The organism is Burkholderia sp. BCC1998, assembly GCF_905339875.1.
In the GTDB taxonomy this organism is placed as follows: Bacteria; Pseudomonadota; Gammaproteobacteria; order Burkholderiales; family Burkholderiaceae; genus Burkholderia.
In genome coordinates this window covers 295,029-313,884 of sequence record NZ_CAJPHE010000002.1, presented here as the reverse complement: position 1 = coordinate 313,884, position 18,856 = coordinate 295,029, and the positions used below count along the sequence as shown (strand labels likewise).

General features: G+C 66.0%; 15 protein-coding genes. 8 read left to right on the top strand and 7 right to left on the bottom strand.

The features are described from left to right. Positions 1-137 precede the first annotated feature (137 nt). Together U5A56_RS04725 and U5A56_RS04720 are read right to left on the bottom strand one after the other, a co-directional pair. Complete coding sequence (locus tag U5A56_RS04725; RefSeq protein ID WP_415749090.1) at positions 138-509, bottom strand: histidine kinase; 372 nt, start codon at positions 507-509, stop codon at positions 138-140. A gap of 60 nt (positions 510-569) precedes the next feature. Continuing rightward, positions 570-1,307 (bottom strand): hypothetical protein, encoded by a 738-nt coding sequence (locus U5A56_RS04720; RefSeq protein ID WP_321921398.1) that lies wholly within the window; start codon positions 1,305-1,307, stop codon positions 570-572. A 411-nt stretch (positions 1,308-1,718) separates the two neighbouring features. Between U5A56_RS04720 and U5A56_RS04715 the strand changes: the two genes are divergently transcribed. The 8 genes from U5A56_RS04715 to U5A56_RS04680 all read left to right on the top strand — a co-directional run bounded on the left by U5A56_RS04715 (position 1,719) and on the right by U5A56_RS04680 (position 10,989). Beyond that, positions 1,719-2,729: a DNA-binding protein gene (locus U5A56_RS04715; protein WP_321921397.1), complete on the top strand. Its 1,011-nt coding sequence runs from the start codon at positions 1,719-1,721 to the stop codon at positions 2,727-2,729. 123 nt (positions 2,730-2,852) lie between these two features. After that, the gene (locus U5A56_RS04710; RefSeq protein WP_044843116.1) at positions 2,853-3,473 is read left to right on the top strand and encodes a TetR/AcrR family transcriptional regulator; all 621 of its coding nucleotides are present in this window, start codon (positions 2,853-2,855) and stop codon (positions 3,471-3,473) included. A gap of 207 nt (positions 3,474-3,680) precedes the next feature. Next, positions 3,681-4,724 (top strand): NADP-dependent oxidoreductase, encoded by a 1,044-nt coding sequence (locus U5A56_RS04705; protein ID WP_044843117.1) that lies wholly within the window; start codon positions 3,681-3,683, stop codon positions 4,722-4,724. Positions 4,725-4,818: 94 nt separating this feature from the next. After that, on the top strand, positions 4,819-5,118 hold the full coding sequence (locus U5A56_RS04700; RefSeq protein WP_044843118.1) for a putative quinol monooxygenase: 300 nt from the start codon (positions 4,819-4,821) through the stop codon (positions 5,116-5,118). 143 nt (positions 5,119-5,261) lie between these two features. Next, entirely contained in the window at positions 5,262-5,717 is a 456-nt protein-coding gene (locus tag U5A56_RS04695; RefSeq protein ID WP_321921084.1) for a (2Fe-2S)-binding protein, read from the top strand. A gap of 84 nt (positions 5,718-5,801) precedes the next feature. Then, entirely contained in the window at positions 5,802-8,021 is a 2,220-nt protein-coding gene (locus tag U5A56_RS04690) for a xanthine dehydrogenase family protein molybdopterin-binding subunit (RefSeq protein ID WP_321921083.1), read from the top strand. 16 nt (positions 8,022-8,037) lie between these two features. Further along, the gene (locus U5A56_RS04685; RefSeq protein WP_321921082.1) at positions 8,038-9,366 is read left to right on the top strand and encodes a cytochrome c; all 1,329 of its coding nucleotides are present in this window, start codon (positions 8,038-8,040) and stop codon (positions 9,364-9,366) included. Between the two features lie 177 nt (positions 9,367-9,543). Further along, positions 9,544-10,989 (top strand): NAD-dependent succinate-semialdehyde dehydrogenase, encoded by a 1,446-nt coding sequence (locus U5A56_RS04680; protein WP_044843122.1) that lies wholly within the window; start codon positions 9,544-9,546, stop codon positions 10,987-10,989. Between the two features lie 139 nt (positions 10,990-11,128). Here U5A56_RS04680 and U5A56_RS04675 read toward each other — a convergent pair whose 3' ends face one another. The 5 genes from U5A56_RS04675 to U5A56_RS04655 all read right to left on the bottom strand — a co-directional run bounded on the left by U5A56_RS04675 (position 11,129) and on the right by U5A56_RS04655 (position 18,842). Then, positions 11,129-11,998, bottom strand: a complete 870-nt coding sequence (locus tag U5A56_RS04675; RefSeq protein ID WP_321921081.1) for a 4Fe-4S dicluster domain-containing protein — start codon at positions 11,996-11,998, stop codon at positions 11,129-11,131. A gap of 10 nt (positions 11,999-12,008) precedes the next feature. Beyond that, a complete protein-coding gene (locus tag U5A56_RS04670) occupies positions 12,009-14,987 on the bottom strand; it encodes a molybdopterin-dependent oxidoreductase (protein WP_321921080.1) in 2,979 nt (992 codons plus the stop codon). 54 nt (positions 14,988-15,041) lie between these two features. Further along, a complete protein-coding gene (locus tag U5A56_RS04665) occupies positions 15,042-15,779 on the bottom strand; it encodes an OmpW/AlkL family protein (protein ID WP_124645833.1) in 738 nt (245 codons plus the stop codon). Positions 15,780-15,894: 115 nt separating this feature from the next. Continuing rightward, positions 15,895-17,889, bottom strand: coding sequence for an acyl-CoA synthetase (locus tag U5A56_RS04660; protein WP_321921079.1), 1,995 nt, complete (start codon positions 17,887-17,889; stop codon positions 15,895-15,897). Next, positions 17,886-18,842: a fumarylacetoacetate hydrolase family protein gene (locus U5A56_RS04655; protein WP_321921078.1), complete on the bottom strand. Its 957-nt coding sequence runs from the start codon at positions 18,840-18,842 to the stop codon at positions 17,886-17,888. Before U5A56_RS04655 ends, U5A56_RS04660 begins: the two co-directional genes overlap by 4 nt. Positions 18,843-18,856 lie beyond the last annotated feature (14 nt).

The window sequence follows — 18,856 nt, the reverse complement described above, 5'->3', positions numbered from 1 at the left end:
GTTTGATGCGCAGCCGATGGCGTGCATCGGGCGCTTCAAGTCATCGCGCGGTCGATGTCGCACGCATCGTCACGACGCGGATCGCGGCAGGCGCCGACAACGGACGCGCGGCGTGACCGGGCGTCCGTCGCGGCGATTTACTTCAGCAGCGCGAGCAGATCGTCCAGCGACTGACGGCATGCCGCAGCGTCGGGCTTGTCGGCGCGCAGCGCAGCCAGCGCGCGGTCGATCGCCTTGTCGATCACATGCCAGTCGGCAGCCGAGCGCGGTTTCAGCGACGGCTCCGCATCGTCCCATTTCGTCTCCAGATCCTTGATGCGTGTCTTCGCGCCGGCGAGATTGCCCGCTTCGACGAGCTTCCGGGTGTCCGTCGCGATGCCGCGGAACGACGACAGGTCGCCAAGCTTCGCGGCGGTTGCCGCATGGACGGGCGAGACGAGCAGCATCGACATGGGGCCGGCTGCGAGTGCCGCGACGATCGTGGCGCACATCAGTTTTCGAGTAAGCATGTCATTTCCTTTGGAGAGTCGGACGGGATATGCGACAGGCAAGGCAAGGCAACGCGACGGTCATCGCGCGCTTGCCTGCCGGTTGGCGAGCGTCGTGCATGCGACCAGCAGCACGATCGACGTCAGGAACACCGCGCTCGTCGTCGCGGCACCCAGCCCGATGCCGCCGTATTCGCGGGCCTGGGACAGGAAATCGCCGAGCGACGCGCCAAGCGGGCGCGTGAGGATGTAGGCCACCCAGAACGCGAGCACGCGATTCGTGCCCAGTCGCATCGAGACGGCCACCAGCGCGATCGCCGCGCCGAACGACACGATGCCGAGCCGGAACCCGAGACCGAGCGCTTCGGTGGCCAGATCGCCGGCGGCGGTGCCCAGCGCGAAGGTCAGCAGGATCGCGGCCCAGTAGAACGCTTCGCGTCGCGTCGTGACGATGGTCTCGATCGACAACGTCCGCTCGCTCCGGTACCAGGCCGCGAACAAGGCCGCGAGCGCGACGGCGAAGCAGGCGGTGCTCGCGTACAGGCTGACGCCCAGCCCGTCCGTCAGCGCGTCGGTGATCTGCGTGCCGACGACGCTGACCAGCACCACGTTGAGCCAGTACAGCCACGGCACGCAGGTTCTCGCGCGGAACTGCAGCACGAGCGCGCAGACGAGCAGCAGGGCCATCAACGCGTCGGTGACGGGCACGCCGAGCCCGGCGCGGACGGCAAGATAGTCGGCGCCGGTTTCGCCGACGGTGGTCGACAGGATCTTGATGATCCAGAAGATGGCGGTGACGGCGGGCACCTTGTTCAGCAGGATCGTCGATACGACGGGAGGGCGCGGATTCACGGATCGCTCCTTGAAAAGGCGCCGTCATGCATGCGTTGCGGCGCGGGTCGGAGGCCTCGGGCGAGGACTGGGCGCCACTATGCGGGCTGGATTCTTAACGGATGCTTATCGGGTGGGGCGACGTGGACACACGAACCGGAAGAGGCGGGACGGCGTATGTTGATCGGGAAGGGCGCTTTCGGCGTTGCGGGCGCGGGCGGGATCAGAGGACGCAATACGTCAACGGGAGCAGCGAGGTGGCGAGTCAGGTACGGAAATAACGAAGCCCACCTCTCTAAACTCGACATTATAGAAATAATGTCAAACAATAGAGGTGTGACAATTGGATATTTAACGGTTTACGTTATATTATTAACGAAACCACCGACTCAAACCGTCATGTCCGACCTCGTTGCCGACGAATCCCGCCTGATCGCCGAAATCGACCGCCTGAGGGCCGATTTCCCGAAGACCCGCGAGCTCTATCGCGAGGTCTGCGCGTTGATGTTCTTCCGTTTCGGCGTCACGCCCACCGCGAACCGCCTTTACCAGCTCGTGCGCAAGGGCAGCATGAGCACGCCGACGGCGGTGCTCGGCGAGTTCTGGGCCGAGTTGCGGGAAAAGAGCCGGGTGCGCATCGAGCATCCGGATTTGCCGGCCGATCTGCAGGCGGCAGCGGGCGAACTCGTCGCCGCGTTGTGGCGCCGCTCGAGTACCGATGCCGCCGCAGCGCTCGATGCACTGCGCGCCGAAGTCGAAGCCGAGCGGGCCGCGGCGAAAGCGGAGGTCGCGGCATTGCAAGTCGACCTGTCCCGCACCGAAACCGCGCTGGAGCACCGCACGAGCGCGTTGCTGGCGGCCCAGGTGCGCATCCAGGAACTCGAGCAGGCGAGGGCGGCCGACGAAGCATCGCGCCGCGCGCTGCAAGCGGAAATCGAGCGGCTGAAGTCCGACAACGCGGACGCCGATCGCGCGCTGGCGCAGGCGCGCGCTGATTTCACGTCGCAACTCGACCGGCTGCGCGACGACGCGGGCCGGGCCGAGGAACGCTTGCGTGCAGCGGAGAGGCGAGCGCTCCAGGAGATCGACCGCGAACGGCTCGCGGCCGCGCGCGTTCAGAAGGAATTCGACGCGGCCACGGCTCGCGCCGAACAGCGCGATACGCAGCACCGCAAGGATCTCGCGGCACTGCAGGCGCAACTGGCCGACACGCAACACCGCTGCGGCATGCTCGAAGGCCAGCTCGACGGGGCCCGCGCGGCCAATGCCGCGTACGTCGGCGAACTCGACGCATTGCGTGCCGAACGCGCGTCACGCCCCCCCGCGCGCCGGGCGCCGGGTCGACCGGCGGGCGGCACCCTGCGTGCGGCGAAACCGGTCGCGAGGAAGCGCGTCCCGAAACCCGTGTGACGTGGGTGCCACGGTGCGGCGACGACGCGTCCGCGACGCGGTGCGATTCGGGTAAAGTGCCGCTCAACTTGCCGGCTCGACGTTACTAGACGACCGGTCTAATCGTTGCTAAGATACGCCATCATGAATGCATCTTCAGGCGCGGAAGTCCGCCAGCACATCCTGAATATCGCGAAGCCGATCATGCTCCACAAGGGGTTTTCGGCGGTCGGTCTGAACGAGATTCTCGCCGCGGCGGGCATCCCGAAGGGCTCGTTCTACCATTACTTCGGCTCGAAGGAGGCGTTCGGCGAGGCGCTGCTCGAATCGTATTTCGAAGGCTATCTCGAGCACCTCGACAACCTGCTCAAGCACCCGGCCGGCACGGGCGCGCAGCGCCTGATGACGTACTGGGGCAACTGGCTGCGCACGCAGTGCGCAGACGATCCGGAAGGCAAGTGCCTCGCGGTAAAGCTCGGCGCGGAAGTGTCCGATTTGTCGGAGGCGATGCGCGCGGTCCTGCGGCGCGGCACCGGCCAGATCATCGAGCGGCTCGCGGGCGGGATCGAGGCCGGGTTGGCCGACGGTTCGCTGGGCGGCGTCGACGATCCGGCGCATACGGCCGCGATCCTTTACGAGCTGTGGCTGGGCGCGACGCTGCTGGAGAAGATTCACCGCGACCGCAAACCGCTCGAACGCGCGATGCTCGAAACACGGCGGATGCTGAACCTGCCGTCCTTCGAGCCGGACGGAGTGCAGTCGTAATGGGGGGGGGCGCGCAGGCGCGCCTTGTTTTTTGTGTGAGTGCTAGACGACTGGTCTACTTACGCTGAAGTCACATTGTTTTACCCGCGAGGCGGCGGCCCGGCCGCCGGCCGATTCGCCGGCAAGGCCGCAGCCTCGCGCATCACGGTTGTCCAACGTTGATCCGATCGTGCCCGTGCACTCCCCTTCCTGTTGACGGAGGTTCCCATGCCGCAAGGCAAGGCAGCAAACCGCAGAATCATCCTGAATACGCGCCCGGTCGGCGCGCCCACCCCGAACGACTTTCGTCTCGAAACCGGCGACGTACCGGTGCCCGGTGCCGGCCAGGTGCTGCTGCGCACGATCTGGCTGTCGCTCGACCCGTACATGCGCGGCCGGATGAGCGACGCGCCGTCGTATGCGCCGCCGGTCGAACTCGGCGACGTGATGGTCGGCGGCACGGTCAGCCGTGTCGTGGCGTCGAACCTGCCCGCGTATCGCGAAGGCGACCTGGTCGTCGCGCGCGGTGGCTGGCAGGACTATTCGCTGTCGGACGGCAGCGGTCTCATTCCGCTCGGCCGCGACTTCGCGCATCCGTCGCATGCACTCGGCGTGCTCGGCATGCCGGGGTTCACCGCGTACACCGGGCTGCTGAAGATCGGCGAGCCGAAGGCCGGCGAAACCGTGGTCGTCGCCGCCGCGAGCGGTGCGGTCGGTGCGGTGGTCGGCCAGATCGCGAAGCTGAAGGGCTGCCGCGTGATCGGCGTCGCGGGCGGCGCCGACAAGGTCGCCTACGTGAAGGGCACGCTTGGCTTCGACGATTGCGTCGACCACCGCGATCCGCAATTCGCCGCCCGGCTGAAGGAAGCCTGTCCGAAGGGCATCGACGTCTATTTCGAGAACGTCGGCGGCGCCGTGTTCGATGCGGTGTGGCCGCTGCTCAACGAGCATGCGCGCGTGCCGGTGTGCGGGCTGATCGCCCATTACAACGACACCGCGTTGCCGGCCGGCCCCGATCGCCTGCCGCTGCTGATGGGGACGATCCTGCGCAAGCGCATCCGGATGCAGGGCTTCATCATTTTCGATCATTACGCGACGGGCTACGCGCAGTTCCTGACGGAGATGAGCGAGTGGCTCGCGCAGGGCAAGGTGAAGGCGCTCGAGGATGTCATCCCCGATCTCGCCGATGCGCCGAACGCGCTGATCGGCTTGCTCGCCGGCAAGAATTTCGGCAAGGTCGTCGTGCGCGTGGGTCCGGACGAACTGGCCTGACACCGGCGCAAGACGACACACGACGATTGCACGCTGGCGTCGCGAGACGCCGGCTTGTGGCATGCTCGATTCCGTTTCGAAAGGAGTGACAAAGATGGCGCTTCACGTGATTGCTTCCCTGTTCCTGAAACCCGAACACGCGCAGGCCGCCGAGGCCGAATTGCGCAGCATGGTCGCCAAGACGCGCGTCGAGCCGGGCAACCGGCGCTACGACCTGTTCCGCGAGCAGGACGGTTCGCCGAACCTGCACCTGTACGAGATCTACGATGACCAGGCCGCGTTCGACGCGCACCTCGCCAGCCCGCACTTCACGGAATTTCGCGTGAAGTCGGCCGACTGGTTCGCGGCGCCGCCCGTCATCAAGGTGCTGTCGGGCATCGACGTGGCCGAGTAACGACGCGGTACCCCCCGTCACGGCCCGTTCTCGCCCGGGACCGTACGGCAGCCGTCACGCATGACGCAACGGCGACGACAACGACAACGCGGCGCTGCGCATCGTTCGCGCCGCTTCCCCAATACACCGCCCCCGGAGGCCGAATGGTCACCCTCAACATCAACGGCGAGAACCGCACGGTCGACGCCCCCGACGACATGCCCCTGCTGTGGGTCCTGCGCGACGTCGTCGGCCTGACCGGCACGAAATTCGGCTGCGGGATCGCGCAATGCGGTGCGTGCACCGTGCATCTCGACGGCGTCGCCGCTCGCGCGTGCGTGCTGCCGGTCGCGGCCGTCGCGGGCCGCAAGATCACGACGATCGAAGCCGTCGGCGCGACGCCGGCCGGGCAGAAGGTCCAGCAGGCATGGCGCGAGCTCGACGTCGTCCAGTGCGGCTACTGCCAGTCCGGGCAGGTGATGGCGGCCACCGCGCTGATCGCATCGAACCCGAACCCGAGCGACGCCGACATCGACGCGGCAATGGCCGGCAACATCTGCCGCTGCGGTACCTACAACCGGATTCGCGCGGCGGTCAAACACGCCGCGAAGGGGATATGAGATGAAACAGCCCCCACGCTCACTTTGTTCGCTGCCCCCCGAGGGGGCGGTCAGCCTCCCTGAGGCGGCTCTGCGGAGGCTGACATGTCGCGAGGACTGATCGAAGCAGGTCGGGCCGGCGCGGGCGTGTCGCGCCGTACGTTTCTCAAGGCGGGCATGTCGCTCGGCGCGGCGGCGGGCGGTGGCCTGCTGCTCGGCTTCAGCATGCCGGCGGCGGGCGATGATGCACGCCGCTCGGTGATCGGCGGCGATGCGGACGAAAGCGCGCGCGCCGGTGTATTCGCGCCGAACGCGTTCGTGCAGATCGACCGCGCCGGCAAGGTCACGCTGGTGATGCCGAAGGTCGAAATGGGCCAGGGCGTCTACACGGCGCTGCCGATGCTGATCGCCGAGGAACTCGAGGTGCCGCTGTCGAACGTCACGCTCGACCATGCGCCCCCGAACGAGAAGCTGTTCCTCGATCCGCTGCTCGGCGGCCAGCTGACCGGCGGCTCGACGTCGGTGCGGTACGCGTGGGAACCGCTGCGCCGCGCGGGCGCGACCGCACGCACGCTGCTGGTTTCGGCGGCGGCGAAGCAATGGAACGTGGATCCGGCCACCTGCCGGGCGGCGAACGGCGAAGTGCATCACACGCCGAGCGGCCGGCGCGCATCGTACGGCCAGCTCGCGGATGCCGCGTCGAAGCTGCCGGTGCCGAAGGACGTCGCACTGAAGCAGCCGGCCGATTTCAAGCTGATCGGCAAGCCGGTGAAGCGGCTCGATTCGCCGGAGAAGGTCGACGGCACCGCGCAGTTCGGGCTCGACGTGCGCGTGCCCGGCATGCTGTATGCGGTGATCGTGAACAGCCCGGTGTTCGGTGGCACGGTCGCGAGCGTCGACGACACGGCCGCGAAGAAGATCCCCGGCGTGCGCCAGGTGGTGCGCGCGGACAACGCGGTCGCGGTGGTCGGCGATCACACGTGGGCCGCGAAGCGCGGTGCGTCGGCGCTCGTCGTGAAGTGGAACGAAGGCGCGGGCGCGAAGGTGTCGACGAAGGACATCGTCGCCGATCTCGCGCAGGCCGCCGCGAATGGCAAGGGCGCGGTCGCGCGCAAGGACGGCGACGTCGGCCGCGCGTTCGCGAACGCGAAGACGCGCATCGATGCCGTCTACGAACAGCCGCTCCTTGCGCACGCAACGATGGAGCCGGTGAACTGCACGGTGCACGTGCGCGGCGACGGCTGCGAGATCTGGGTCGGCACGCAGGTGCCGACGCGGGCGGTCGACACCGTGCAGAAGCTCACGGGTCTCGCGCCCGACCGGATCGTCGTGCACAACCACCTGCTCGGCGGCGGTTTCGGCCGACGGCTCGAAACGGACATGATCGGCCAGGCCGTGAAGATCGCGAAGCAGGTCAACGCGCCGGTGAAGGTCGTGTGGACGCGCGAGGAAGACATCCAGCACGACATGTATCGCCCGTACTACTACGACCGGATCTCGGCCGGCCTCGACGCGAACGGCAAGCCGGTCGCATGGCAGCACCGGATCGTCGGTTCGTCGATCCTCGCGCGCTTCGCACCGCCGGCCTTCAAGGACGGCGTCGATCCCGACGCGGTCGAGGTTGCCAACGACCTGCCGTACGACCTGCCGAACCAGTTGATCGACTACGTGCGCCAGGAACCGCGCCACGTGCCGACCGCGTTCTGGCGCGGCGTCGGGCCGACCCGCAGCACGTTCGTCGTCGAGAGCTTCATCGATGAACTCGCGGCGCAGGCCAAGACCGATCCCGTCCAGTACCGCCGCGCGCTGCTCGACAAGACGCCGCGTGCGCGCAACGTGCTCGACGTCGCGACGAAGGCGGCCGGCTGGGGCACGCCGCTGCCGAAGGGGCAAGGGCGCGGCGTATCGGTGATGCACGCGTTCGGCAGCTTCTTCTCGATCGTCATCGACGTCGCGGTGGAAGGCGGCGAGGTGCAGGTCAAGCGTGCCGTGTGCGCGGTCGATTGCGGGATGGCCGTGAATCCGAGCACGATCGAGGCGCAGGTGCAGGGCGGCATCATCTTCGGGATCACGGGCGCGCTGTATGGCGAGATCACGATCGAGGACGGCCGCGTCGTGCAGAGCAACTTCACCGACTACCGGGTGATGCGCATCAACGAGACGCCGCCGATCGAGGTTCATCTCGTCAAAAGCGCCGAGGCGCCGGGCGGAATCGGCGAGCCGGGCACCGCGGCGACCGCGGCTGCCGTGTCGAACGCGATCTTCGCGGCGACCGGCACGCGGCTGCGCAAGCTGCCGGTCGGCAACCAGCTGAAGACGGCTTGAGGGGAGGACACGAACCATGCGAAACCTCACCTCGAATCGTCCGAACCGCCTGAATCGCGCCGCTCGCACGTTCGGCACGTCGTTGATCGCGCTGTCCGCACTGATGGCCGGCACGGCGGCGCACGCCGCGCAAGCGGCGGCCGCCGACAGCGCGCTGGTCGCACGCGGCGCGTATCTCGCGAAGGCCGGCGATTGCGTCGCGTGCCACACCGCGCCGCGCGGCACGCCGTTCGCCGGCGGCCTGAAGATGGTCGCGCCGATGGGCGCGATCTACACGACCAACATCACGCCCGACCCGGACACGGGCATCGGCGGCTATACGGAAGCCGATTTTGCGAACGCGTTGCGCAAGGGCGTCGCGAAGGACGGCCACAACCTGTATCCGGCGATGCCGTATCCGTCGTACGCGAAGCTGAAGGACGACGACGTGAAGGCGCTGTACGCGTACTTCATGCACGGCGTCGAGCCGGTGAAGCAGGCGAACCGGGCGTCCGACATCCCGTGGCCGCTCAACATGCGCTGGCCGCTCGCGTTGTGGAACATGGTGTTCCTCGATACGACGCCTTATGCCGACAAGCCGGCCAAGGACGCGATGTGGAACCGCGGCGCGTATCTCGTGCAGGGGCTCGGGCACTGCGGATCGTGCCATACGCCGCGCGGTGTCGGCTTCCAGGAGAAGGCGCTGGACGAGGGCGGTTCGGCGTTCCTGTCGGGCGCGCCGATCGACAACTGGTTCGCGTCGAACCTGACCGGCGAGCACAATACCGGGCTGGGCCGCTGGAGCGATGCGGATATCGCGCAATTCCTGAAGACCGGCGCGAACCGGCATGCGACCGCGTTCGGCTCGATGGTCAGCGTGATCAACCACAGCACGCAGGAACTGACCGACGACGATCTGGCGGCGATGTCCCGCTACCTGAAATCGCTGCCGGCAGCGGGCGGCACGGGCGCGCCGCCTTACCGTTATGAGCCGAAGGCGACGCAGGTCGTGTTGGGCCGGCCGGCGAACGATCCGGGCGCAAAGGTGTATAACGCTTACTGCCTGCATTGTCATGGCGCGGACGGCCGCGGCTACGCGCCGCTGCTCGCGCCGCTCGCCGGCAACCCGAACGTGCTCGAGGCCGATGCCGCGTCGCTGATCAACGTGACGTTGAACGGCAGCGAGTCGCTCGTGATCGGTGGCGTGCCGTCCGCGTACCCGATGCCGGCGTTCGCGAACCAGCTGAACGACCAGCAGATCGCCGACGTGCTGACGTTCATGCGCGCCGGCTGGAACAACGGCGCGCCGGCCGTGCAGGCGGCGGAGGTCGCGAAACTCCGCAAGGCGACGGCGGCCGCGCGCTGAGCGCGGAGCGCCGAGCGCGGCCGACCGCGGCGGACGACGACGGGCATGCGTGCCGCACGCCCGTCGTCGAACATTGTGCCGGGTGCAGGGCGCCCGGTGGCGCAGTTCTTTCTGTCAACCGGCGTGCGGCCGTTCGCGGCCGCGCGCGTTTTATCGACGTAAAACTGGGGTGTCTGGATGGCTAACGTGACTTATACGGATACGCAACTGCTGATCGACGGCGAGTGGGTCGACGCCGCGAGCGGCAAGACGATCGACGTCGTGAACCCGGCGACGGGCAAGGCGATCGGCAAGGTGGCCCACGCGGGCATCGCCGATCTCGATCGCGCGCTGGCCGCGGCGCAGCGCGGTTTCGAAGCATGGCGCAAGGTGCCCGCGCACGAGCGCGCGGCGACGATGCGCAAGGCGGCCGCGCTGGTGCGCGAGCGCGCCGACACGATCGCGCAGCTGATGACGCAGGAGCAGGGCAAGCCGCTGACGGAAGCGCGTGTGGAAGTGCTGTCGGCCGCCGACATCATCGAATGGTTCGCGGACGAAGGCCGCCGCGTGTATGGCCGGATCGTGCCGCCGCGCAATCTCGGCGCGCAGCAGACCGTCGTGAAGGAGCCGGTCGGACCGGTCGCGGCGTTCACGCCGTGGAATTTCCCGGTCAACCAGGTCGTGCGCAAGCTGAGCGCCGCGCTCGCGACCGGCTGTTCGTTCCTCGTGAAGGCGCCGGAAGAAACCCCGGCATCGCCGGCCGCGCTGCTGCGCGCGTTCGTCGACGCGGGCGTGCCGGCCGGTGTGGTCGGTCTCGTGTACGGCGATCCAGCGGAAATCTCGTCGTACCTGATTCCGCATCCGGTGATCCGCAAGGTGACGTTCACGGGCTCGACGCCGGTCGGCAAGCAACTCGCGGCGCTCGCGGGCCAGCACATGAAGCGCGCGACGATGGAGCTGGGCGGCCACGCGCCGGTGATCGTCGCCGAGGACGCGGACGTCGCGCTGGCGGTGAAGGCCGCCGGTGGCGCGAAGTTCCGCAACGCGGGCCAGGTGTGCATCTCGCCGACGCGTTTCCTCGTGCACAACAGCATCCGCGACGAATTCACGCGTGCGCTGGTCGCGCATGCGCAGGGGCTGAAGGTCGGCAACGGCCTCGAGGAAGGCACGACGCTCGGCGCGCTGGCGAACCCGCGCCGGCTGACCGCGATGGCGTCGGTCGTCGAGAACGCGCGCAAGGTCGGCGCGAGCATCGAGACGGGCGGCGAACGGATCGGCTCGGAAGGCAACTTCTTCGCGCCGACCGTGATCGCGAACGTGCCGCTCGAAGCGGATGTGTTCAACAACGAGCCGTTCGGCCCGGTCGCGGCGATCCGCGGTTTCGACAAGCTCGAGGATGCGATCGCCGAAGCCAATCGCCTGCCGTTCGGGCTGGCCGGCTATGCGTTCACGCGTTCGTTCGCGAACGTGCACCTGCTGACGCAGCGCCTCGAAGTCGGGATGCTGTGGATCAACCAGCCGGCGACGCCGTGGCCGGAAATGCCGTTCGGCGGCGTGAAGGATTCGGGCTACGGGTCGGAAGGCGGGCCGGAAGCACTGGAGCCGTATCTCGTCACGAAGTCGGTGACGGTGATGGCGGTCTGACGACCGCGTGGTCGCGTGCGTGCCGCCGTTTGGGCGGTGCGCACGCGGCATGGCGTTGCCGAGAGCCGGGTGTTTCGCCCGGCCTTGTTTTTTCTGATTCGTTCACCGGCGGTCACCGCAGCGTCCAGTCTCGCCCGGATCATGAGCACTCGATCGCCACGGCGTTTGTCGATTGACTGAGCCTGATCTCGCCCAGGTAGGCGCTGTCGCCCAATTTGCACTCGCGCCAGGCATTGCCGCGGGCATGCCGGATTTGGACTCGGTAGAGGCCGCTGCCCCTGGCCAGGCCGTCGAACCGGAAATCGCCGAAGCCGTCCGAGACGGTTTCGGCTACCTGCCGATTACCTGCATACAAGACGACGACCGCATCCGTGACACACTCGACCACGTCTCCTGCCTCGGCACTGACACTTCCGCCGACGAAGCACGTTTCCCACCGCTCGAGGCCGCTATACCACACGCGGGGTTTCGTGCTCAGGTTGGGTCGCAATACCTTGAGTCCCTCGCGCCTGGCCTTCTCGGCCATCGCCGTGTCATCGAGCTTGACCGTCTCGAAGACATCGGTGGGGCACGACTGCTGACAACGCGGGCGAGACCAGCCCTGGTCGAGCAAATGCGCATCGAAGATCCAGATCTGCGGCAGTTGCAGTTCTTCGTTCCAGACGATCGCCTTATAAGGGCACGCCTTGACGATGTCCTTTCGGCCTCGCGCCTTGTCCGGATCGATGATGACGATGCCGTCGGCGCGCTTGCGAATGGCGCTGCCGCCCACACGCATGCAGGGCGCGTCGTCGCAGTGGTTGCACATGACCGGCAGATAAGTGGTCTCGATCATGTGCGACGCACCCTGTACACGACGCAGGATGCGGATGGGGCTCTCGGCACTGGCCGAAGCGGGTGCCGCGTAGCCGGGAAAGTCATTGCCGACGTGCTCGTCCCGCGCGGCGATCACACAGTTCTGGCAGTTCTCGCAACGGCCGACGTTGATGATCAGGTTCCACTTGCTCATTTGAGATTCCTCACGCTGCGCGACCGAGCATGAATGCCTCGGCACCGCGCCATTTCTCGACCTGCACCAGGCAGGAATTCGGGCTCATGCTGCTGGTGCCGGCGGTCTGAGGCCGGTCGGGGGTCAGCATGTTCATGCAGCCGCCGATCTCGACTTGCTCGCCATCGATTTCGATCAGCTGAAATTCAGCGCTTGCCTCGTAGGATTTCACCACTCCGGCGTTCACCAGGGGCGAGACATCGGCCGCACAGATCACGGCGCCGCGGTCGTTGTGTACTTTGACGAGATCGCGATGGGCGATGCATCGAACAGCGGCGTCTGCCGGGTTGAGCCTCAGCAGCCAGAACCGGTGCCCCGCGATCAGCGCGCGGTGATCGTCGATGCCGTTCACGGCAGAATTCTTGCCGTCGCAATGGGTATGGAAGCTGTAGCGGCTGTGGGTGGCGATCAGTTGCAGCGGGTAGCGCCGGGCCAGGTCCGAGCGCAACCCCTCCCAGGAGGGGATATATCGGTTGAGCGGGGGGCGCTCCGGATTGTCCGCGGTGTGCCGCTTCAGCAACTCGGGCACGAACTCCAGCTTGCCGCTCGGCGTCTGCAGGCCCTTGCCGAACCGCTCCGAGAACTGTGACGGCAGCGGATGAGGTTCCGGCAGGTCCTTCTTCCTGTCTTCCGCATACCAGCGCATGTCCACGGGATGGCGCAGCTCGGGCTTTTCGGGCGGCACGACGAAATAGCCCTTGCGGCAAAATTCGCGCCACGAAATGTGATCGGGCAGATCCGACGAGTCGAAGACCCGCTTGACCCAGTCGAGATCTCCGCAGCCTTCGGTGAAAATGCCACCCAGGCCCAACCGGGTCAGGATGGCAGTGAAAATGTCGTAGTCGGAGCGGGACTCGCCCAGGGGTTCGATGCACTTGTGCTGCAGCGTCAGCATGCGATGGTTGACCGTGCCATACCCGTGGTGGGCGTAGCCGCCCGAATTCGCCCATTCTCCGATGTCCCAACGCTCCACCGAAGTGCACGCGGGCAGGATGATGTCGGCGAACTGGGCTTCGCCTTCCATCCAGATCGACTGATTGACGACGAATTCGATGCTCGAGTGCCGGTAGGCCTGCGTCCAGCGTCCGGAATTCGTCACGGTACTGAACGCGGATCCGCCGTAGCGATAGATCATGTGGATCGGCGAATAGCCGGGCATCGGGTACGTGAACGGCGCAAACTGGGCTTCCTGGGACATGCCGTCCCAGAGATAACCGGTGGCGTGACCGTTGAGGATCGCATCGGGCATCTGCTGTCGCGGCACCATTTGCTTGACGGGATTCATGGTCAGGATATGCGGCATGCGCTGGTAGTTGTCCACCGCATTGGCGGTCCACGCCAGGTCGCCTGAAATGCCGCCGTCCGCGTAGCCGGGGAAGTAGAACTGGAGATCGTGCGGGACGCCGATTTCGAGGCAGCCGAAATTCACCCCCGGCTTGCCCCAGCCCTGCATGGACATCATCATGATCATGCAGCGCGCCCATTGCGCGCCGGTCGCCCCGCGGCCCGCGCCACCGAATCCCGCGCCGGTCATCCCGACGGCGAGATGCACCTTCTTCTTCCCCCACAGGCGCGCAAGCGCACGGGCGTCCTTGGCCGGCACGCCGGTCTCGCTCTCCTGCCACTCGGGCGTCTTGGGGGTACCGTCGGTTTCGCCCAGCAGGTAGGCTTTCCAATCGTCGAAACCGGTCGTGCGGGTCGCGACGTAATCCTTGTCGTACAGGCCCTCCACGGTCCAGACGTACATGATGGCGGTCGCCAGCGCGGCATCGGTTTGCGGCCGGATGGGGATCCAGCGGCCGCCCAGCAGCTGTGCGGTGGGATTGCAGTGCGGGTCGATGTGAACGAACTCGATGCCGAGCTCCTTGGCCCACAGGCGGCGCGGGGTTCCCTCGAATCCTGCGTAGGCTCCGTTGGTACTTTCGGGGTCGCAGGACCAGAAGACGATCATTTCGGCCTCCTTGAGACCGTCCTCGAGGCCGCCGTAGCCGGCGGGCACGCCGACGCGCATCGAGTTGCCGAAATGATGCATGGCCCCCCAGTACCAGCCTTCCCAGCTGTCCGGATTCGCGGCCACCCGGGTGAAGCCGATCAGGTTGGCGAAGCGCGTCAGCGCGCTGAGGTAGTAGCCGACGTTGCCCCACTGGTGGTGGGACGACATCGGGAACGTGATGGAACCGGGGCCGTGAACACGCTTCTGCCGGTTGATCTCCTTGGCGACGATGTCCAGGGCCTCGTCCCAGCTGATGCGCACATAGCCGGACTTGCCCCGGTTCTGCGGATTGCGCTCGCCGTCCGGGTCGAAGTCGACCCGTTTCATCGGGTGAAGGATGCGCTTGTCGGAGTAGACCAGCGACTTGAGGGTCAACGCGTGGGGCGCGACCAGTCCGCGCCGTGGCGGGCTGAAGCGGCGTCCACGTGCCTCGATCACCCAGCTTGACGCATCCGTATCGTCCAGCTCGATGGGCGTCACGCGGACGATGCGGCCATCCTTGACGTAGACGAACAGGGGCCCGCCATTGGTACAGGTGGTGTAGCGTCGGGTGCCGTCGCGCATGGGCGTGCCCATCGTCAGGCCGACCGTGCGCATCATGCTCAGGGTTTGCATGAGCCAAACCAGCAGTTCGTCCTCGCCCTCGGTGACCACCTTGAAGTTCTTGGCGGCGTGGACGATCTCGCCCTGGTCCGGGTTCGGGGAAAGGAACTTCAGGGCGGTGGCGACGTCCTTGAAGGCCATGCGCACATCGGGCCGCGCATGCTTGCCGGCGCGCGACCGAATGCGGCCATTCCTGAACTCGATGGCGCGACCGATGCTTTGATCCATGAGCCCGATCCACGCGACGAGATTGCGCTCCTTGAGGCGATCGCGATAGGCGGGGAAGCGGCGCGCCGTCAGGTCCAGAACCTTGGGCAATGCAAAAAGAATGGTCTTGAGAGCCTGTCGTTTCATCGTTCTATCCAAAGTGTTGCTTCCATGCGGGGGGCTGGCATCGGGGCGCACCCGCTAGAACGTGTAAGCGACGTTCAGGAAAACGTTGACGGGATTGAGTCGGAGCGTCGATGTGGAAACGATCTGCGTGCCGGTCGCGGTCTGTCCGTATAACGTGAGGTGGGTCTTCACCGGCATGTAGCCGACGGAAGCACCGACCGACCAGTGTTTGGTCATCGCGTAACTCGCCCCGAGCTCGAACACCGGGTTCCACGATGAACTGAGTGTCGCGCGCGCCGAGCCGCCCGGCCCGAAGCTGTCGGTGACGAACTGGCGATTGGTCGCCCGAACCTGGGTGAACCACGTGTAGTTGACGCCAAGTCCTACGTACGGACGGAATTTCGATTCAGCTGAAAACAGGTGATATCGAAGTTCGACGGCGGGCGGCATCGGCCTTGTCGTGCCGAGGGTTCCGTACTTCTGCAACGTCCCGTCACCGACCAGATTGACTGTCAGTGGCAGTCCGAACAGCATGGCGACACCAATGTTGTCGGTGACGTAGTACTCGGTGGTGATGCCCATCGTATCCGTCGAGCTGGCATGCGCCCCGGTACCAGCCATCTGCTGATTCACCGTTACGCCGCCGACACTTTGCACGGTCAGGGGCGTCGCGTCGCCCTGGGGCGCGACGTGCAGCCATCCAACCGACGTAGTGATGCTTCCGGCCGTCTGCGCATCTGCGTTGTCGGCAAGTGCAGCCGTGCAGATGCAAACCATCGCACCTGCGAAACTCGTCGTTCGCCTCAATTTCATTTTGCGTCTCCTCTGTCTCGGTCCGATTAAAGAACTACAGTTGCTTTGGATACCTTATTGATAGTGACAAGCCGCTCTCGGAATTTGTGTTGTCGCGGCTAGTCGCGCGCCTCCGTCACCGCAGATCTGTTGCTGCCGGACCGGACGACCGAATGGGTTCCGCTGCGAACGAGATCGAAAACGCAAACGGAAAACGCCCCAGCACGAAGCGCGCGGCAGTCTCGAGCCCGGGATTGCTCAGCTCGACCGAGACCGACATTCCGCCGGAACCACTGGTCGAGACGTCGACTGATGCGCCGGGCGCTCCGCCCTGGTCCAATGCCGCGCGGAGTGCGTCACTCGTCTCGCGGCGCTTGAGTTCGGGTTTGAATATCTTGCCGACGCCGGTGAGCGGGATCGCCTCGACGATTCGGACGTGCTTCGGCAGGGCGGCGCGTTCCGCGATCTCCTGCTGCATGAACACTTCCAGATCATGTTCGCTAGCGGTCATGCCCGGCTTGAGCTGAACATACGCGACCGGCAACTCGCCGGCATAGGCATCGGGGCGCCCGATCGCCGCTGCGATCTGGACTGCCGGGTGTCGATGCAGCGGTTCCTCGATCGTCGCCGGGTCGATATTGTGTCCGCCGCGGATGATCAACTCCTTCTTGCGGCCGGTCAGCCAGAAGTAACCGTCGATGTCGCAGCGGCCGAGGTCGCCCGTGTTGAGCCAGCGCTTGCCGTCGCCGAGATCGAGCCACAGAGCCTCGTTCTGGTCGGCACGCGTGTAGCCGGTGAACACGTTCGGCCCGGAGAGGACGAGCAACCCCTCTTCGTTGGCTGCGCAGTCGCGCAGATACCGTCCCGCATCGTCCACGACGACCGCCTTCATCGCCTGGAAGGGGATGCGAAGCCCGATTGATCCCAGCCGACGCTCGCCGTTCGGCGGGTTGACGCTGCTCACGCACGTTCCTTCGGTCAGGCCGTAACCTTCGAGAATCCGGATACCCGTTTTTTCCTGGAAGGACCTGAAGACGCCGACAGGCATCGGCGCGGCACCGCACAGGCCGTATTCGAGCGAGTCGATGACATGATCCTCGGAGGGAATGTCGAGCAGCGAAGCATAAAGCGTCGGGACGCCACTGAAGAAATTGATGTGGTGATGTTCGACGATTTCCCAGAAGCGTTTGACGACGCCGTCGCCCCGGTAACCCTGCGGTGTGCCGAGCACGACATGGGCACCGCGCGAGAACGGCAGGAGGCCGGTCACCATCGCGGCGTTGACGTGAAAGAGCGGCAAGCCGCAAAAAGTCGTTTTGCCGGGGCCGATACTGTCGCCGAAGAACCGGCCGGCGCTCCAGGCATTCGCCACTTCGTTGCCATGACTGCGCATCGCGATTTTCGGCAACCCGGTGGTTCCACCGGTACAGAAGTAAGAGGACATGTCGCCGGGTCGAATGCGGCGCGCATTGTCGAGCGCCGTACCGGATTCGTGCGCGATTGCCGTACCGAAGTCGTGGATCTGGATGTGCGCAGGCACGGCGCTGCGCAAACCGCCAGCGCCGTACAACTGCGCACACGCGTCGTGCTGGAGCGTGCGTGCCGCCGATTGCGCCATGCCCCGCACGCGATCGGCCAGGTTGACCAGCACGAGATGCCGCAGCGGCTCGACCTCCTGAAGGATGTCCGCGACTTTTTGCCAGAGATCGGTCCCGGGAAATGGCGCGAGCGTCACGAGCACGCTGGCGCCGGCGGCTTTGAGCAGCTGACCGATCGCTTCGCCTTCAAGCAGCGGATTGATCGCGCATACGATGCCGGTTGCCTGTCCGCCCCAGATCACGAAATGCGTTTCGGGCAGATTGGGCAGCACATAAGCGATCACCGACTGCGAATTCACACCGAGGCGCGCGAACATGTTGGCCGTGCGCGTGATGTCGCGAACCAGCTCGCGGTAGGTCCAGCACTCGGCGTCGCGGTGCGCGTCGGCGGTCATGAAAAAGGAAAGGGCGGGGGCGGACGGATCGATGGCCGCACCGGCGCAGATCATCTCGTACGTGCTGGCCGGAAGGTCCGGCGGAAGGCCCGGCGCTTCGATCGCCAGCACGTCGTCTAGGGTCGCGATGCCGTTCATGCTGCTTCGTCCACGATCTCGTTACGTTGCACGCCCAGGTCGATCGATCCGTCGCGGCTCGCGATCCGGGCTTCGACGATGTCTCCGGCCTTCAGATACTGCGCGCGCCCCGCCTGCACCTTCATGAACATCTTCCATTTGACGGATTCGGGGAAAAGCGCGACGGCTCGCTGCTTGAGCGGCGACGGGATGCTGAGTGCGCAGCCGGCCGGCGTGCCGGTCGCGAGCAGGTCGCCGGCGCGAAGGTCGTGCACGCCCGACAACTCGGTCAACGTTTCTGCCGGACCGTAGACGAGGTTCGACGTCGAGTCCTGCTGGCGCACCGCGCCGTTGACGGTCAACGTCAGGTCGAGCGCCTTCAGCTTCGGGAAGTCATGCCGCTCGAGCAGGCACAGATAGGGGCCGACCGGGCCGAACGTCCGGAAGCTCTTGCCCTTGTAGAACTGCATCTGCGGGATCTGGACATCGCGCGCGGAATAGTCGTTGACGATCACGGTGCCGGCGACATAGTCGTGCAGGTTCGCGTCCGTGATCTGCTGATGAGACGTGATGTCGCGTTTGAGGATGAGACCGAGCTCGATTTCGTAGTCGAGAAACCGGACGTGCCGGGGTTTCACGACTCGTGAGTCGGCGGCGACGATGCAACTCGTCGCCTTCGTGAAGATCATGTTGAACTTTTTCGCGTCCGGATCCATGCCCGATTCGATCATGTGCCGACGGTAATTCGCCCCCTGGCAAACGAACTGCTGGTTGGCGGTCACCGGTGACAGCCACTCCACGTCCGACTCCGGAATCGTCGGTCCGTCGAGCGAGACGAGTCGTTCAACCGGATTCGCCGCGAGAAAGCTCGCGGTTGTCTCGAAGTCGCCGGGAATCGGCGTGACGGCGCCGTTGGCGACCACACCCCATTGGGCGCGGCCATGATGCCGGAAGTGCAGGACATGCAATGACATGAATGATCTCTCGT

Coding starts and splice junctions, on each gene's coding strand:
- U5A56_RS04725 (WP_415749090.1), bottom strand. CDS start 509: ATGCTTACTCGAAAACTGATGTGCGCCACGATCGTCGCGGCACTCGCA.
- U5A56_RS04715 (WP_321921397.1), top strand. CDS start 1,719: ATGTCCGACCTCGTTGCCGACGAATCCCGCCTGATCGCCGAAATCGAC.
- U5A56_RS04710 (WP_044843116.1), top strand. CDS start 2,853: ATGAATGCATCTTCAGGCGCGGAAGTCCGCCAGCACATCCTGAATATC.
- U5A56_RS04705 (WP_044843117.1), top strand. CDS start 3,681: ATGCCGCAAGGCAAGGCAGCAAACCGCAGAATCATCCTGAATACGCGC.
- U5A56_RS04700 (WP_044843118.1), top strand. CDS start 4,819: ATGGCGCTTCACGTGATTGCTTCCCTGTTCCTGAAACCCGAACACGCG.
- U5A56_RS04695 (WP_321921084.1), top strand. CDS start 5,262: ATGGTCACCCTCAACATCAACGGCGAGAACCGCACGGTCGACGCCCCC.
- U5A56_RS04690 (WP_321921083.1), top strand. CDS start 5,802: ATGTCGCGAGGACTGATCGAAGCAGGTCGGGCCGGCGCGGGCGTGTCG.
- U5A56_RS04685 (WP_321921082.1), top strand. CDS start 8,038: ATGCGAAACCTCACCTCGAATCGTCCGAACCGCCTGAATCGCGCCGCT.
- U5A56_RS04680 (WP_044843122.1), top strand. CDS start 9,544: ATGGCTAACGTGACTTATACGGATACGCAACTGCTGATCGACGGCGAG.
- U5A56_RS04675 (WP_321921081.1), bottom strand. CDS start 11,998: ATGAGCAAGTGGAACCTGATCATCAACGTCGGCCGTTGCGAGAACTGC.
- U5A56_RS04670 (WP_321921080.1), bottom strand. CDS start 14,987: ATGAAACGACAGGCTCTCAAGACCATTCTTTTTGCATTGCCCAAGGTT.
- U5A56_RS04665 (WP_124645833.1), bottom strand. CDS start 15,779: ATGAAATTGAGGCGAACGACGAGTTTCGCAGGTGCGATGGTTTGCATC.
- U5A56_RS04660 (WP_321921079.1), bottom strand. CDS start 17,889: ATGAACGGCATCGCGACCCTAGACGACGTGCTGGCGATCGAAGCGCCG.
- U5A56_RS04655 (WP_321921078.1), bottom strand. CDS start 18,842: ATGTCATTGCATGTCCTGCACTTCCGGCATCATGGCCGCGCCCAATGG.